This window comes from Micromonospora yongxingensis (assembly GCF_052601155.1).
Genome location: NZ_JBQXEO010000009.1, coordinates 185,883 through 200,990, shown reverse-complemented (window position 1 = coordinate 200,990; position 15,108 = coordinate 185,883). Strand labels below are relative to the sequence as shown.

Here is a 15,108-nt window from a genome sequence, read left to right as displayed (position 1 = left end):
CGGGTCGAGAGAGCGCTCTCTCAGAGTTGTACGTCCCGTCCACACAGTTGTCAACGTCGATCTATGTCGGCGGTCGCCGGGGTTGCCTGCGGTCGCCGGAGCACCGCCTGCTCCAGCACCGACCAGGCGGTCGTGGTCACCAGGTAGATCACCGCCGCGAGCGGCAGCACCAGCGCCACCAGCACGGTCGTGAACGGCAGCAGGGGCAGCAACCGGCCGAGCGTGGCCGCACCCGGCCCCTCGGTGGGCGTACCGGCCACCGTGCCGACCGCCGCCGACGCCCGGCGGGCGCGCCGCGACGACACCCAGGCCAGCACCAGCAGCACGGCCAGCAGGATGGCGAAGAGCGGACCGGCCGCTCCTCCCAGGCCGTCGCCGAGATGGTGGCCCAACGGCACGCCGGCCAACCGCTCCTCCAGCAGCCCGGTGCCGCCCTCGGTGGTGGTGAACAGCCGGTACAGCACCAGCAGGAACGGTGCCTGGAGCAGCAACGGCAGACAGCCGGCGATCGGGTTGGCGCCGGCCGAGCGGTACAGGCCGAACACCTCACTCTGCAGCTTCGCCGGGTCGTCGGCGTACCGCCGCTGCAGGTCGCGGACCTGGGGGGCGAGCGCCGCGCGGCGCCGCTCCCCGCGGACCTGCGCGACGGTGAGCGGCGAGATGAGCAACCGGACGGCGATGGTGAACAGCACGATGGCTGCGGCGGTCGCCGTGCCGCCGGCCAGCGGTTCGAGCAGATCGGTGAGCCAGGACAGCGCGGTGCCGGCGGCGCCGACCGTGCTGCTCAGTGGTGCGAAGGCAAGCATGAAAAACCCCTCGGTCCGATTCCGGTGGGGTCCTCATCGGGCGGCTTCCGCCCGGCGGAGGACCGGTGACGGCGGGATCGGCCGCCACAGCGGGAGCTACGCGGCCGAGGGGTGGCCGGGTGCGCGGGGGCGAGGCCGCCCGGCGGCGTCGGGGTCGACCTGCCGCGGCACGCGGCGACCACGGGAGCGTGCCCGCAGCCCGACCGAGCACCGGCCGGTGCCCGGTGCCGTCGGAAGGCGGACCACCCGGGCCGCGAGCAACGCGGCGACCAGGGCCAGGGCGGTCAGCGCGGCACCGGCGAGCAGGTCGGCGGGGCGGTCCGCGAGAAGAGTGACCTGGGCGAACGCGTACATCGACGCGACCCCGAAGAACCCCAGCGGTACCGGCACCGGCTCAGCGTAGGACCCGGTGTCACGCCCGCGGGCCGGATCGCGGCCACTCCCCCGTGGGGCCGAGACGGGTGCGCCGGACGACACGCGGGAGAGACGCGCGGTGCACGGTCGACACGCCGGCCGACGCGCCGTCGTCACGTTTCCCGGCATCACCACGGTGGGTAACCAGACGCCCGACCGACGCGGACGGACCGCGAGCGGCAGGAACGGACGGTGGTGTCGATGACCGGCCAGGTGGCGGAGGCGCCCAGCGGGACGGCCGCGGGGACCGAGTTGCTCACCGTGGGTGTCGAGGAGGAGTTCCTGCTCGTCGACCCGCACACCGGAGCCGCGGTACCCGCCGTCGACCTCGTCCTGGAGCAGGTCCCGGCGGAGCTTCGTGGGCAGGTGGAGCGGGAGTTCCAGACCAGCCAGATCGAGATCGGCAGCCCACCCGGCCTGGAGCTCTCCTCGATCCGACACTCCCTCGGCGTGCTGCGGAAGGCGCTCGCCGACGCCGCCGAGCGGGCCGGCGTACGGCTGCTGGCCATCGGCACCGGCCCGGTGGACGGCCCGGTGCCGCCCGTGGTGGACAAGCCGCGCTTCGACCGGATGATCGAACGGTTCCGGCTGCTCGTTCCCGGTCCCGGCAACAACGGCATGCACGTGCACGTGGGCGTCCCCGACCCGGAGACGGGTGTGCAGGTGCTCAACCACGTCCGGCCCTGGCTGCCGATGCTGCACGCGGTGACGACCAACTCCCCCTTCGCCCGGGGCGAGGACACCGGCTACGCCAGCTGGCGTTCGGTGGAGTGGGAACGGTGGCCGTCGGTCGCGCCCACGCCGTGGCTGGAGTCGCACGAGCACTACCAGCGGCTGATCCGCCAGTTGATCTCCAGTGGGGTGATGCTCGACGAGGGGATGCTCTACTGGTATGCCCGGCTGTCGGCGAAGTACCCGACGGTGGAGCTGCGGATCGGTGACGTCTGCCCGTCGGTGGACGACGCCGTGCTGGTCGCCGCGCTGGTCCGGGCCCTGGTGGCCACCGCCATGGCGGACGTCGAAGCCGACCGCCCGGCCCTGCAGACCGACCACCACCTGCTGGTCGGCGCGCACTGGCGGGCCGCCCACGACGGCCTGGAGGGCGACGGCGTCGACGTCACCACCGGCGAGCTGCGCCCGGCCTGGGAGCTGCTGGACCGGTTCGTCGAACGGATGCGACCGGCGCTGGAACAGCACGGCGACTGGGCCGAGGTGACCGACCTGCTGGGTGGGCTGCGCCGGCACGGCACCGGCGCCGCCCGGCAACGCGCCGTGTACGCCCGCACCGGCCGCCTCATCGACGTGGTGCAGGACGTGGCACGACAGACCCGCGACTGATCATTGCGTGACAGGATGGTTTCGTGACGCAACGGCTGATCGTCATCGGCGGTGACGCCGCCGGAATGTCGGCGGCGTCCCAGGCCCGACGCCGCCGTGGCCCCGACGACCTGGAGATCGTGGTCTTCGAGCGAGGGCACTTCACCTCCTACTCGGCGTGCGGCATCCCGTACTGGATCAGCGGCCTTGTCCCCGACCCCGAGCAGCTGATCGCCCGGGCCCCGGAGACGTTCCGCAAGGAGCACGCCATCGATGTGCGGATACGCCACGAGGCGACCGCCATCGACCTGGATCGCCGCGAGGTCGTCGCCCGCGACCTGGAACGCGGCGGCGAGGTCCGCGAGAGCTTCGACGAGCTGATGTACGCCGCCGGCGCGGTGCCGGTGAAGCCGTCCTGGGCGGAGACGGACGCGGCCGGCGTGTTCGGCATGCAGACCCTCGACGACGGGTCGGCGCTGCGTGAGTGGCTCGACAGTGAGCCGCAGCCACGGCGGGCGGTGGTGGTCGGCGGCGGATACATCGGTGTCGAGCTGGCCGAGGCGCTGATTCAGCGCGGCCTCTCCGTCACCCTGGTCGAGCAGTCCGACCAGCCCATGTCGACGGTGGACGGCGACATGGCCGAGCTTGTCGCCGACGCGATGCGCGGCCTGGGCGTCACGATCCGCACCGGCATGGCCGTGACCGGTCTGGAGGAGCGGGACGGGCGGGTGTCCGCGGTGGTCACCGCCGAGGGGCCGATCCCGACCGACCTCGTCGTCCTCGGCCTGGGCGTACGCCCCAACGTCGCGCTCGCCGAGGCCGCCGGGCTGCCACTCGGGCCAACCGGCGCGATCCGTGTGGACCGCCGGATGCGGGTGCCCGGGCTGCCCGGGATCTGGGCAGCGGGCGACTGCGTGGAGACGCTGCACCGGGTCAGCGGGATGCCGGTGCACATACCGCTGGGCACGCACGCCAACAAGCAGGGCCGGGTGGCCGGGATCAACATCGGCGGCGGGTACGCCACCTTCCTGGGCGTCATCGGCACGGCGGTCACCAAGGTCTGTGACCTGGAGGTGGGTCGCACGGGCCTGCGTGAGCGGGACGCCACCGCGGCCGGCTTCGAGTTCGTCTCGGTGGTGGCCCAGTCGACCAGCCGCGCCGGCTACTACCCCGGTGCCCGGCCGATGACCGTCAAGCTGATCGCCGAACGACCCAGCGGGCGGCTGCTCGGCGCACAGATCGTCGGTTGGTCCGAGGCGGCCAAACGGATCGACACGCTGGCCGTGGCGCTGTGGAACGGCATGACGGTGGACGAGATGACGGGCCTCGACCTCGGCTACGCTCCGCCGTACGCACCGGTCTGGGACCCGGTGCTGATCGCCGCCCGAAAAGCGGTCGACGCGCTGGCTGCCGTCGGCCGCTGACCGCGCCCGCCGTGGAGGACCACCCGTGACCCAGACCCCGACCCGACCGGCGGTACGCCGGCGCCCGACGATGGTCGACGTGGCCCGGCTCGCCGGGGTCAGCCTCAAGACGGTCTCCCGCGTGGTCAACGACGAACCGGTCGGTCAGGAACTGGTCAGCCGGGTGCTCGCCGCCATCAGCGAGCTGGGCTTCCGGCGCAACGACATCGCCCGCAACCTGCGCTCCCGGCAGCTCAACGCCACCGTCGGTCTGCTCATCGAGGAGATCGCCAACCCGTTCTACGCCACCATCGCCAGCGTCGCCGCCGACATCGCCGCCGAGCACGGCACCATGCTGATCACCGCCTCCTCCGAGGAGGACCCGGAGCGGGAGCGGGCCCTGCTCCAGGACTTCACGCAGCGCCGGGTCGACGGGCTGCTGGTCGTGCCGGCCGGCCCGGATCACTCGTTCCTGCGCCGCGAGGTCGAGCTGGGCATGCCGGTGGTCTTCCTGGACCGGCCGCCGCAGGGGCTGCTGGCGGACGCCGTGCTGCTGGACAACCAGGGCGGCAGCCGCGCCGGGGTCGGCGCGCTGCTCGACGAGGGGCACCACCGGGTGGGTGTCCTGCTCGGCGCGCCGACCGTGCCCACCATCCGCGAGCGGCTGGCCGGCGCCCGCGCGGCGCTGAGCGCCGCCGGGATCGAACCCGACGGCGCCCTGGTCCGCGACCGGCTCATCGCACCGGAGGAGGCCGGACGGGCGGTCGCCGAACTGCTCGACCTGCCGGACCCGCCCACCGCCTTCTTCTGCGGCAACAACCGGCTCACCGTCGGTGCTCTCCAGGAGCTGCACCGGCGGGGCAGCGACGCCGCGCTGGTCGGCTTCGACGACTTCGAGCTGGCCCACCTGATGCCGCGACCGCTGACCGTCGTCGGTTACGACACCCGGGAGCTGGCCCGGGTGGCCACCGAGCGGCTGTTCCAACGGATCGCGGGTGACGACTCCCCACCGTCGACCACGGTGCTGCCCACCCGGCTGCTCCGTCGCGGCCTGACCCCGCCGGCCGCCGGCTGAGCGTTCACCCGTGCCGGCCCGACCCGAGGCCGGGCCATCACGGTGCAACCGGCTGGTCGCCAGTGGGGTTCAGCTCACGGCGCCGAGCAGGGCCTCGACCTCGGCGCGGCGGGGCGGGTCCGCACCGCGACGGCCGCAGGTCAACGCCGCCACCGTCGCCGCCTGCCGGAGCACCACGTCCCACTGCCCGGCGCTCACCGCGGCGAGCCGATCGGCCGGCCGGTCACCGAGGGCGTCGAGGTCGGCCAGGGCGGCCAGCAGGCCACCGGTGAACGCGTCACCGGCACCGACGGTGTCGACCACCGTGGTGGGCACCGCCGGCTGCTGGTGCGTCGAGCCGTCGGGGGCGAGCAGCCAGGCGCCGTCGCCGCCGCAGGTCACCACCGCGCAACACACCCCGGACGCACGCCACGCGGCCATCACGTCGGCCACCGTGCGCTCCGGGTAGAGCCAGGCCAGGTCCTCGTCGCTGGCCTTGACCAGGTGCGCGAGGCTGATCTGCCGTTCCACGCGCGCCTGCTCCGCGGCCCGGTCGGAGACGATGCCGGGACGCAGGTTGAGGTCGATCGAGACGGTGAGCCCGTCCCGGCGGCGTTCGCGGCCGAGCAGGTCCTCCAGCACCTGCGCGCCGGGTGCCAGCGCGAGCGCGAGCGACCCGGTGTGCAGGGCGGTCGCCGGGGAACCGGCCAGGTCGGGCAACTCCTGCGGCGTCCACTGCCAGTCCGCCGTGCCGACCAGGCGGAACTCGTAGCTGGCCTGTCCGCTGGCATTGAGGGTGGCCACCGCCACCGACGTGGGCTGCTCGGCACGCACCGCCCAGCCGAGGTCCACCCGGTTGGCGGTCAGGTGGTCGGCGAGTTGCCCGCCGTACGCGTCGGCGCCGAGTCGGGCCAGCAGACGTACCGGCTGGTCGAGCCGGGCCAGGGTGACCGCCACGTTCGCCGGCGAGCCACCCGGCACCGCCCGCTGCCCCTCGGCGGTGACCACCAGGTCGATCAGGGCCTCGCCCGCCACCACGATCACGCGGGCACCGTCCCCGGGGCGAGCGGGCCGGGGCCGCCGAGCGCGCTGGCCGAGCGGGAGAGCAGCACCGCCTGGTAGGCGTGGTAGACGTCCGGCCGGCCGTGCCAGACCGTACCGGCGGGCACGTTCTGCGGGTCCAACTCGTGCCGCCATCCGCTGTCGTCGACCAGGTATTGGCGCGCGTACCCCCAGAACACCCGGTACCAGTCGGCGTAGACCGCGTCCCCGGTGCGCCGGTGCAGGGTGACCGCGGCCCCGATCGCCTCGGCCACCACCCAGTGCATCCGGGCGCGGACCACCGGACGGTCGTCCCAGTCGATCGTGTAGACGAAACCGTCAGCCCCGTCGACCGCCCACCCGCGCCGCACAGCGGCGGCGAACAGGGCACGGGCATCGCTGAGCAGCCAGCGCGGCGGCTGCGGCAGCACAGCCTCCAGCTCCAGCAGCAGGCGGGCCCATTCCAGCCAGTGCCCGATCGTCGAGCCGTACGGCCGGAACGGGTCGGCGGGCCGGTCCCGGTTGTAGTCGGGCAGCGGCGACCAGTCGGCGGTGAAGTGCTCGGGCAGCCGCCAGTCGTGCCGGGCGCCCTCGCCGTCGACCAGGTGGGCGCCGATCCGCAGGGCCCGGTCGGTCCAGCTCGCGTCGCCGGTGGCGGCGGCCGCGGCGAGGAACGCCTCGACCATGTGCATGCTGCTGTTGGCGCCCCGGTAGTCCTCGGTGACCGACCAGTCCCGGTTCCAGGATTCGCGGACCGCGCCGGCCTCGGCGTCCCAGAACCGGTCCCGCACCACGGCCAGCACGTCGGCGAGCAACTGGTCCGCGCCGGGCCGTCCGGCGCGCGCAGCGCCGGACGCGGCGAGCAGCACGAACGCGTGGTCGTAACCGGCCTTGCGCTCGTTGGTCGGTACGCCCTGCTGGTCCACGGCGCCGAACCAGCCGCCGTACCGCTCGTCGCGGAGCAGTGTGCTGAGCGCGGCGATCCCGTGGTCGACGAGGGCGGCGGCGTCCGGGTCACCGTTGCGGTGGGCGAGGGCGGCAACGTGGGTCATCCGGCAGGTGATCCAGGTGTGCAGCGGCTCGCTGCGGTCCGGGGTGAGGTCGTCGGTCAACCACCAGAAGCCGCCCTCGGGCCGGACCGCGCGGCGGGCCGTGTCGAGCAGGGTGCGGGTCTGGTCGGCGAGGAACTCGTCGAGGTCGGGCAGCTCGGGCGACCCGGCCGGAGCGGGGGTCGGTGCGGCGTCGGATCGGGGCACGTCGGTCATCTCAGCTGGTCACCGTCGGGTAGGAAAGGGACATACGGCCAGGATCGGTGGGCGGACCGGGTCCGCGCCGGGAAACCGCCAACGGGACGCCGCGAGCCGGCCGGCCACACGGAAGGAAGGATCATGGGCATTTCCTCCCATTTGCCCGTTGACATCGTTGTCTCGCGTCCACCCTGCTCTGGCGGCCGGCGGCTGTCAATTCCGCTTGCGTCACACCGGCACCGCGACGACCCGAGCCCGCAACGCACGACCGGATGCTCCAGGATGGCCGGATGGAGTTGCCCGAGGGACTCGACTGGGTACGCGGCACGCCAGCCGGTCGGGACTGGCTGGCCGCACTCCCCGACCGGCTGGCGGAGTGCACCGAAAGGTGGTCGCTGCGGCTCGGGCCACCGTTCGAGTACGCCTACGCCTCGCTGGCGCTGCCCGCCGACCTGCCCGACGGCACGGCGGCCGTGCTGAAGCTCCAGTACCCGGACGGTGAGAGCCGGCACGAGGCCGACGCGCTGGCCCACTGGGATGGCGACGGCGCGGTCCGGCTGCTTGACCACGACCCGCAACGGCGGGCGCTGCTGGTGGAGCGTTGCCGACCCGGCACCGCGCTGCACGAGCTGCCCGCGGACCGGGCGCTGGACGTGCTGACCGGGCTGCTGCCCCGGCTGTGGCGGCCGGCCGCCGCGCCCTTCACCCCGCTGGCGGAGGAGACCGCCGGCTGGATCGACCGGATGCCCCGGGCCTGGGAGCGGGCCGGCCGGCCGTACGAGCGGCGACTGCTCGACGCCGCGCTCGCCCTGCTCGCCGAACTGGCGTCCAGCCAGGGCGAGCAGGTGCTGGTCAACCAGGACCTGCACGCCGGCAACGTGCTCGCCGCCGACCGGGAACCGTGGCTGGTGATCGACCCGAAGCCGCTGACCGGTGAGCGGGAGTTCTCGGTGGTGCCGCTGGTGCGCGGCCGGGAGCTGGGCCACTCGCCGGCCGCCGTCCGGCACCGGCTCGACCGGCTCAGCGCCGAGCTGGGGCTGGACCGGGAACGGGTCCGGGGCTGGACGATCGGCCATACGCTGGCCTGGGGTTTCGACGGTGACGGCGTCCTCGCGCACCACATCGAGGTGGTCCGCTGGCTGCTCGACGAGCACTGACCGACCGTCGCACACCGGGCCGATCAGCCGGCCTGGCACGTACGGCACCAGTAGAGGTTGCGGCCGGCCAGCTCGCCGCGGCTCACCTCGTCACCGCAGACGTGGCAGGGCGCGCCCGGGCGACGGTAGACGTACACCTCGCCACCGTGCCGGTCCACCCGGGGCGGCCGGCCCATCGCCTCCGGCAGGTGCGCGTCGCGGACGGTGTCGATCCGGCCGCGCACCACCGCGAGCCGCATCAGCTCGACCAGGTCGGCCCAGAGCGTCTCCCACCCCGGCCGGGTCAGCCGCCGGCCGGGCATCGTCGGGGGCAACCCGGCCCGGAACAGCGCCTCGGTCACGAAGATCAAGCCGGTGCCGGCCACCACCGACTGGTCCAGCAGCAGCGCGGCCAGTGGCGTCGGGCTCCGCGAGATCCGGGCGTACGCCCGCTCCGGGTCGGCGTCGGCGCGCAACGGATCCGGTCCGAGGCGCTCGCGCAGCGCCACCACCTCCGGTGGGGTGAGCAGCTCGCAGGCGGTCGGCCCGCGCAGGTGCAGCCAGTGCCGGTCGCTGGCGAGCCGCAGCCGCACCTGACCGACCGGCTCCGGTGGCTCCCCCGGCCCGTCGGTGAACTTCCCGTACAGCCCGAGGTGCACGTGCAGCGTCAGGTCGGTGGCGTAGTGGTGCAGCAAGTGCTTGCCGTACGCCTCGGTGCCCTCCAGCACCGTGCCGGAGAGCAGGGCGGCGCCCTCGGCGAACCGGCCCTGCGGGCTCGCGGCGTGCAGCTTGTCCCCGGCGAACAGCTCGGCGTGCCGGGCCGCCAGGCGATGGATGGTGTGTCCCTCTGGCACGGTTGCCAAGGATAGTCAGCGCCGGACGACCACACCGGATGCGGAGATCGAGAGGTGCCCGTACCCGGTACTGGTGTCAGGAAACGCCCAGCTGGGTATTTCGGGGCGGTACCGCGTGGGTGCCACCCGTGACCGGCCACCACGCATTCATCAGGAGGTGTGTTGTGGTCAAGATTCCTTCGCTGTCCCGCCGGTCGGAGCCGGTGCCGACCCGGGACGAGAACCTCGACGGCACGAACCGGTCCGACGACGGGGCCGTCGGGCACCCGGTGGTCACCGACCGGGACGCCGAGCAGACGACGTACCGCAGCGGCGCCGGGACCGGCGACGAGGCCGAGCGGCGGGCCGCCGAGCGGGCCGCGGTGGCCCGCGCCGCCACGGCTCGGCCGGTGGAGGGCGACGCCCGGCGCGGCACCGACCCGGCGCCGACGGTGGACCGCACCGTCGACCGGGACACCGACCTCGACCGGGACCGCACGACCCGAGGGCCCGACCCGGAGGACCGGATCGTGACCGACCGGCCGGTCGACCCGACCCCGGACCGGACCGAGCCGCCGGTGACGCGCGGCCCGAGGCCGCGGGCCAGCCTGCTCGCCACGTTCGGCCTGATCGTCGCCGTCGCCGGTGCGCTCTTCGTGCTGACCGGCACCCTGGCGGGGTACGGCATCGGGCTCGGCGCCCTCGGCGCGGTGCTCTCGGTGCTCGGCCTGTCGGCCACCCGCCGCCGGCACGTCGCCGGCAAGACCGACGCGCTGTTCGGTGTGCTGATCGGGCTGGCCGCCGTGGTGCTCGGGGTGCTGGCGATGACCGGTCAGTTCGACTGGCCGACCACCGACGGCGACTGGGTGCAGCGGTTCCGCGAGTGGCTTGACTCACAGTTTGTGGATCGTTTCTAGCGGGCACTGTTCCGCTCGCCGGTGGTGCACCGGCAAGGCCGGCGGTTCGCCGGCAGCCCGAACTCCCCGGTGGTTCACCGGCCGGGCGACACCCTTTCAGGGGCGGCGGTTCGCCGCCCCTGAAGTCTTTCCGGGGCCCGGTTCGCCGGGCCCCGACGCGTGAGCCTCCCGACCAGCGGCGGCCCTGCCACCTTGCGTGCGGCAGGTGGCCCGGAACACGAATCCCGGCTCCCTCCGGCCTCAGCGCAACGAATCGCAGCAGCAGACCCCTCAGACGCAACGAATGTTCGGTGCGCGCAACTCTCGGTGGTGGATCCTGCTGCTGGCGCCGCATAACGTTGAGCAACGGCGCCAGCCCGTGGGCCACGGTGGCCGGGCGCGCCCGACCCCTGGGAGCAGGACAATGACGATGGACGCCACCAGCCAGCACCTGTTGATGTGCCGGCCGACGTACTTCGCCGTGGATTACGCGATCAACCCGTGGATGGACCCGAGCGCGCCGGTCGACGTCGCGCTGGCCGTCCGCCAGTGGGAGCAGCTGCGCCAGACGTACCGCGACCTGGGCCACACCGTCGAGGAGATCACTCCGCTGCCCGGCCTGCCCGACATGGTCTTCGCCGCCAACGGTGGCACCGTGATCGACGGCAAGGCGATGGCCGTGCAGTTCCGCGACCCGCAGCGCGCCGACGAGGCACCGGCCTACCGGGCCTGGTTCGAGTCCGCCGGCTTCGAGATGTACGACCCGAAGCACGTCAACGAGGGCGAAGGCGACGTTCTGCTGGCCGGCGACCACCTGCTCGCCGGCACCGGCTTCCGCACCGCGCACGCCTCGCACGCCCAGTTGCAGGAGGTCTTCGGCTACCCGGTGATCACCATGCAGCTGGTCGACCCGCGCTTCTACCACCTGGACACCGCGCTGACCGTGCTCGACGAGCGGACCGTGGCGTACCTGCCCGAGGCGTTCTCCCCCGGCAGCCAGGCCGTGCTGCGTCGGCTCTTCCCCGACGCCGTGCACGCCACCATGGCCGACGCCGAGGTGCTGGGGTTGAACGCGGTCAGCGACGGGCGGCACGTGGTGCTGCCCGCGCAGGCGACCGACCTGGCCGCCAAGCTGCGCGACCGGGGCTACGAGACCATCGGTGTCGACCTGTCCGAGCTGCGTAAGGCCGGCGGCGGACCGAAGTGCTGCACGCTGCGACTCCGTCAGGGAAAGGCAAGCAAGTGATCGTGGATGACATTCTGCGGACGCCGGGAGCGGTCCGGGACGCCGAGCGCTGGACAGCGCACAACTACCACCCCCTGCCGGTGGTGATCTCGTCCGCGGAAGGCGCCTGGCTCACCGACGTGGACGGCCGGCGCTACCTGGACTGCCTGGCCGGCTACTCCGCCCTCAACTTCGGTCACCGGCACCCCCAGCTGATCGCCGCCGCGCACGCCCAGCTGGACCGGCTGACGCTGACCAGCCGGGCGTTCATCCACGACCAGTTCGCCGACTTCTGCCGCGAGCTGGCCGAGTTGTGCGGCAAGGACCTGGTGCTGCCGATGAACACCGGCGCGGAGGCCGTGGAGACCGGGATCAAGGTGGCCCGCAAGTGGGGCTACCAGGTCAAGGGCGTGGCCGCCGGCCAGGCCAACATCGTGGTCGCCGAGGGCAACTTCCACGGCCGGACCACCACCATCGTGAGCTTCTCCACCGACGAGGACGCCCGCGCCGACTTCGGGCCGTACACCCCGGGCTTCACCGTGGTCCCGTACGGCGACCTGGACGCGCTGGCCGCCGCGATCGACGAGAACACCGTCGCCGTGCTGCTGGAGCCGATCCAGGGCGAGCAGGGCGTCGTCGTGCCACCGGAGGGCTACCTGCCGGGCGTACGCCAGGTCTGCACCGACCGCAACGTGCTGTTCATCGCCGACGAGATCCAGTCCGGCCTCGGCCGGACCGGCGCGACCTTCGCCTGCGACCACGAGGGCGTCGTGCCGGACATGTACCTGCTGGGCAAGGCGCTCGGCGGCGGCATCGTGCCGGTCTCGGCCGTGGCCGCGAACGCCGACGTGCTCGGCGTGCTCAAGCCCGGCCAGCACGGCTCCACCTTCGGCGGCAACCCGCTCGCCTGCGCGGTGGCGATCGAGGTCGTCCGGCTGCTGGCCACCGGCGAGTTCCAGCGCCGGTCGGCCGAGCTGGGTGAGCGGCTGCGGGCCGGCCTGGAAGGGCTGGTCGGCAAGGGTCTCGTCGGGGTGCGCGTCCGTGGCCTCTGGGCCGGTCTGGACATCGACCCGGCGCTGATGAGCGGACGGGAGGCGTGCGAGCGGCTCGCCCAGCGCGGCGTGCTCGCCAAGGACACCCATGGCTCCACCATCCGGCTCGCCCCGCCGCTGGTGATCACCGAAGAGGAGATCGACCTGGCGGTGGCCCAGCTCGCCGCCGTACTGGCCGACTGAACAGGGACGCGCTTCGGGCGGGCGTCGGGACCACGGTCCCGGCGCCCGCCCTCGCGTCAGGCGCGGGGTAGGCGCATCGCCATGGTGGGGGCCTCGGCCATCACCGAGGTGGGGGTGAAGGGGGCGCCGGCGGGCAGTTCCTCGGCCCGACCGATCTGCACCCCGGGGTAGAGCTCCACCATGTCGCCCTCACCGAGCACCCGGGACTGCTGCGGAGCCAGGGGAATCCGGTCCGACTCGGCCATCGAGCCGGCCGGGCGGATGCCGGAGCCGTTGGTGCTCACGTCGGTCACGATGACCTCGCCGACCCGCAGCTCGAAGCGGACGTGCCCCCGGCTGATCCACCGTCGGGCCTCGTCGTTGAGCCACTGCCCGAGCATGATGCCGCCGTCCTGCTCCGGGGCACGGCCGGCCACCACCGGCTGGTCCTCGGTCAGCACGAAGCGTCGTCGCACCAGGCCGCCGACGCGCACGGCGAGGACCTCCGAACGCGGCCGGGGGCCGGCGTCACCGAGCCGTACGCCATGCCGGGGGCAGGTCGGTACGCCGTTGCGCAGCGCGGGCGGCGGCTGCGCGGCGGGGCTGCGGTCGGCACCCCCGGCCAGGTCGGCGAACGCACCACCCCCACCACCGCCGCCGAACAGCGCGCAGCCCGACTCCGGGCAGCGCCACTGGCGGGCCAGCAGCTTGGCGCCGGTCGGCGACCGCTTGCCGGCCACCGGCGAGTGGCCACCGCCGACGTGTGCGATGAACACCGGCCCGCCGGCGCCGGGCACCGGGGCGACCACCCGACCGGGCTGCTCGACCAGCCACGGGAACCGACCGCGCAACCCGTCGAAGCGGACCCGGCTGAGCACCGGCAGACCGAGCAGGTCGGCGACCTCCAACATCCGGTCGCCCGGGTTGTCGAGCACCTCGACGAGCCCGTCGTCGGCCCAGCGGCGGACCACCATCCGCTCGTTGGAGGTCAGGTCGGCGTCGGAGAGCAACGCACGGTGCACCACCGCGTAGACCTGGACGCTGTCCTCCTCCAACTCCCGGGAGAGCGCGTCGATGACCATGCCGAGCCGCAGCAGGCTGGCCGGCCGGCCACCGTCGATGTCCTGGTAGCGGATCACCTCGGCCAGGTCGAGCACGGCCCGGGCCAGCGACGGGTCCGTGCAGACCCGCCCCTCGATGGCGTCGAGCACCTTGCTGATCTCAAACCTCATCGGGCACTCCGGATGATCTCGTCGATCCGGGGCGCGAGGTCCACGTCGCGGGTGGGTGACCCCGCGGTGAGCAGGTCTGCCATGCGCCGACCCTACCGGGCACGCCGAACGGCATCGACCAGCGGTCGCGGGTGTCGTTGCCTCCCGACACGACGAAGCGGGGGCGGTGCCGTCCGGCACCGCCCCCGCCACGTACGTCCTCAGCCGCCCGGCGGCCGGGGTGCTCAGCCGCGCAGCGGCTGCCCCACCTCGTGCAGGTGTCCGAGTGCCTGCCGGTACGACTCGACCAGCCCGGTCTCGGCGTACGGGATGCCCTGCTCGACGCAGTAGGCGCGGACGATCGGCTGTGCCCGGCGCAGGTTGGCCCGGGGCATGTTCGGGAACAGGTGGTGCTCGATCTGGTAGTTGAGCCCGCCCAGCGCGGTGTCCACGAACAGGCCGCCCCGCACGTTGCGCGAGGTCAGCACCTGCTTGCGCAGGAAGTCGAGCTCGTCCTCGGCGGTCGGCATCGGCATGCCCTTGTGGTTCGGCGCGAACGAGCAGCCCATGTAGAGGCCCCACAGCGCCTGGTGCACGACGGCGAAGAGCAGCGCCTTGACCGGCGACATGACCGCCAGCAGCAGTGCCACGTAGCCGGCGGTGTGCGCGACCAGCAGCACCCCCTCGACCACCCGGTGTCGCATCGGGGTGGTGTACCGCCCGTCCGCTTCCCGGCCGACGATCGCCCGGATGCTCGCCACGTGCAGGCTCAGCCCTTCCAGCAGCAGCATCGGGAAGAAGAGGTACGCCTGGCGCTTGGCCAGCCAGCGACCGAACCCTCGGGTCTCCAGAGCCTGCTCGGGCGTCCACACCAGGGCCCCCGCGCCGACGTCCGGGTCCTCGTCCTCGTGGTTCGGGTTGGCGTGGTGCCGGTTGTGCTTGTCGACCCACCAGCCGTAGCTGATCCCCACCGCCGCGTTGCCGGCGAAGAGACCCACCATCTCGCTCGGGCCGCGCCGGCGGAACATCTGGCGGTGCCCGGCATCGTGGCCGAGGAACGCGACCTGGGTCGTCGCCACCGCCATCGCGGCCGCGAGCGGCAACTGCCACCAGGAGTCGCCGACCAGGAACACGGCGACCCAGCCGGCCACGAAGGCACCGAGGGTGAGCACGATGCGGGCGACGTACCAGCCGGGACGTCGGTCCAGCAGACCCGCCTGACTGATCCGTCGAGACAACTGTGCGTAGTCACTACCTCGCCGTCGTACCGGCGGTTCTGCCACCGCTCCGAGCGCCATTGATGCTCCCGTT

General features: G+C 73.4%; 14 protein-coding genes. 7 read left to right on the top strand and 7 right to left on the bottom strand.

From position 1 onward, the window contains the following. Positions 1-50 precede the first annotated feature (50 nt). Together ACTWLT_RS14190 and ACTWLT_RS14185 are read right to left on the bottom strand one after the other, a co-directional pair. On the bottom strand, positions 51-806 hold the full coding sequence (locus tag ACTWLT_RS14190; RefSeq protein WP_252418692.1) for a YidC/Oxa1 family membrane protein insertase: 756 nt from the start codon (positions 804-806) through the stop codon (positions 51-53). 96 nt (positions 807-902) lie between these two features. Next, positions 903-1,196 carry a DUF6412 domain-containing protein gene (locus ACTWLT_RS14185; protein ID WP_445318766.1) on the bottom strand — a complete coding sequence of 98 codons (294 nt, stop codon included), beginning with the start codon at positions 1,194-1,196 and terminating at the stop codon, positions 903-905. A gap of 225 nt (positions 1,197-1,421) precedes the next feature. Here ACTWLT_RS14185 and ACTWLT_RS14180 point away from each other — a divergent pair, with 225 nt between their 5' ends. The 3 genes from ACTWLT_RS14180 (at position 1,422) to ACTWLT_RS14170 (ending at position 5,015) form a co-directional block, all read left to right on the top strand. After that, a complete protein-coding gene (locus ACTWLT_RS14180) occupies positions 1,422-2,558 on the top strand; it encodes a carboxylate-amine ligase (RefSeq protein WP_445318765.1) in 1,137 nt (378 codons plus the stop codon). Positions 2,559-2,581: 23 nt separating this feature from the next. Continuing rightward, positions 2,582-3,961 (top strand): FAD-dependent oxidoreductase, encoded by a 1,380-nt coding sequence (locus ACTWLT_RS14175; protein ID WP_445318764.1) that lies wholly within the window; start codon positions 2,582-2,584, stop codon positions 3,959-3,961. Between the two features lie 70 nt (positions 3,962-4,031). Continuing rightward, on the top strand, positions 4,032-5,015 hold the full coding sequence (locus ACTWLT_RS14170) for a LacI family DNA-binding transcriptional regulator (protein ID WP_445318792.1): 984 nt from the start codon (positions 4,032-4,034) through the stop codon (positions 5,013-5,015). Positions 5,016-5,084: 69 nt separating this feature from the next. Here the strand turns inward: ACTWLT_RS14170 and ACTWLT_RS14165 are convergent, their stop codons facing one another. Beyond that, a complete protein-coding gene (locus ACTWLT_RS14165) occupies positions 5,085-6,038 on the bottom strand; it encodes a carbohydrate kinase family protein (RefSeq protein WP_445318763.1) in 954 nt (317 codons plus the stop codon). Further along, positions 6,035-7,300, bottom strand: coding sequence for an AGE family epimerase/isomerase (locus ACTWLT_RS14160; protein WP_445318762.1), 1,266 nt, complete (start codon positions 7,298-7,300; stop codon positions 6,035-6,037). Before ACTWLT_RS14160 ends, ACTWLT_RS14165 begins: the two co-directional genes overlap by 4 nt. Before the next feature lie 272 nt (positions 7,301-7,572). On the opposite strand from ACTWLT_RS14160, the gene ACTWLT_RS14155 reads away from it, so the two are divergent. Further along, on the top strand, positions 7,573-8,439 hold the full coding sequence (locus tag ACTWLT_RS14155) for an aminoglycoside phosphotransferase family protein (protein WP_445318761.1): 867 nt from the start codon (positions 7,573-7,575) through the stop codon (positions 8,437-8,439). A 23-nt stretch (positions 8,440-8,462) separates the two neighbouring features. Here the strand turns inward: ACTWLT_RS14155 and ACTWLT_RS14150 are convergent, their stop codons facing one another. Beyond that, a complete protein-coding gene (locus tag ACTWLT_RS14150) occupies positions 8,463-9,272 on the bottom strand; it encodes an Fpg/Nei family DNA glycosylase (RefSeq protein ID WP_445318760.1) in 810 nt (269 codons plus the stop codon). Between the two features lie 164 nt (positions 9,273-9,436). Between ACTWLT_RS14150 and ACTWLT_RS14145 the strand changes: the two genes are divergently transcribed. From ACTWLT_RS14145 to rocD, 3 genes are all read left to right on the top strand, one after another. After that, a complete protein-coding gene (locus tag ACTWLT_RS14145; protein WP_445318759.1) occupies positions 9,437-10,168 on the top strand; it encodes a thrombospondin in 732 nt (243 codons plus the stop codon). Positions 10,169-10,577: 409 nt separating this feature from the next. Then, entirely contained in the window at positions 10,578-11,393 is an 816-nt protein-coding gene (gene ddaH, locus ACTWLT_RS14140; protein ID WP_445318791.1) for a dimethylargininase, read from the top strand. Continuing rightward, positions 11,393-12,607, top strand: coding sequence for an ornithine--oxo-acid transaminase (rocD, locus tag ACTWLT_RS14135; protein ID WP_445318790.1), 1,215 nt, complete (start codon positions 11,393-11,395; stop codon positions 12,605-12,607). Before ddaH ends, rocD begins: the two co-directional genes overlap by 1 nt. 56 nt (positions 12,608-12,663) lie before the next feature. Here rocD and ACTWLT_RS14130 read toward each other — a convergent pair whose 3' ends face one another. After that, a complete protein-coding gene (locus ACTWLT_RS14130; RefSeq protein WP_252418682.1) occupies positions 12,664-13,818 on the bottom strand; it encodes an FHA domain-containing protein in 1,155 nt (384 codons plus the stop codon). Positions 13,819-14,042: 224 nt separating this feature from the next. After that, entirely contained in the window at positions 14,043-15,095 is a 1,053-nt protein-coding gene (locus ACTWLT_RS14125; RefSeq protein WP_445318758.1) for a fatty acid desaturase family protein, read from the bottom strand. Between the last annotated feature and the right edge of the window lie 13 nt (positions 15,096-15,108).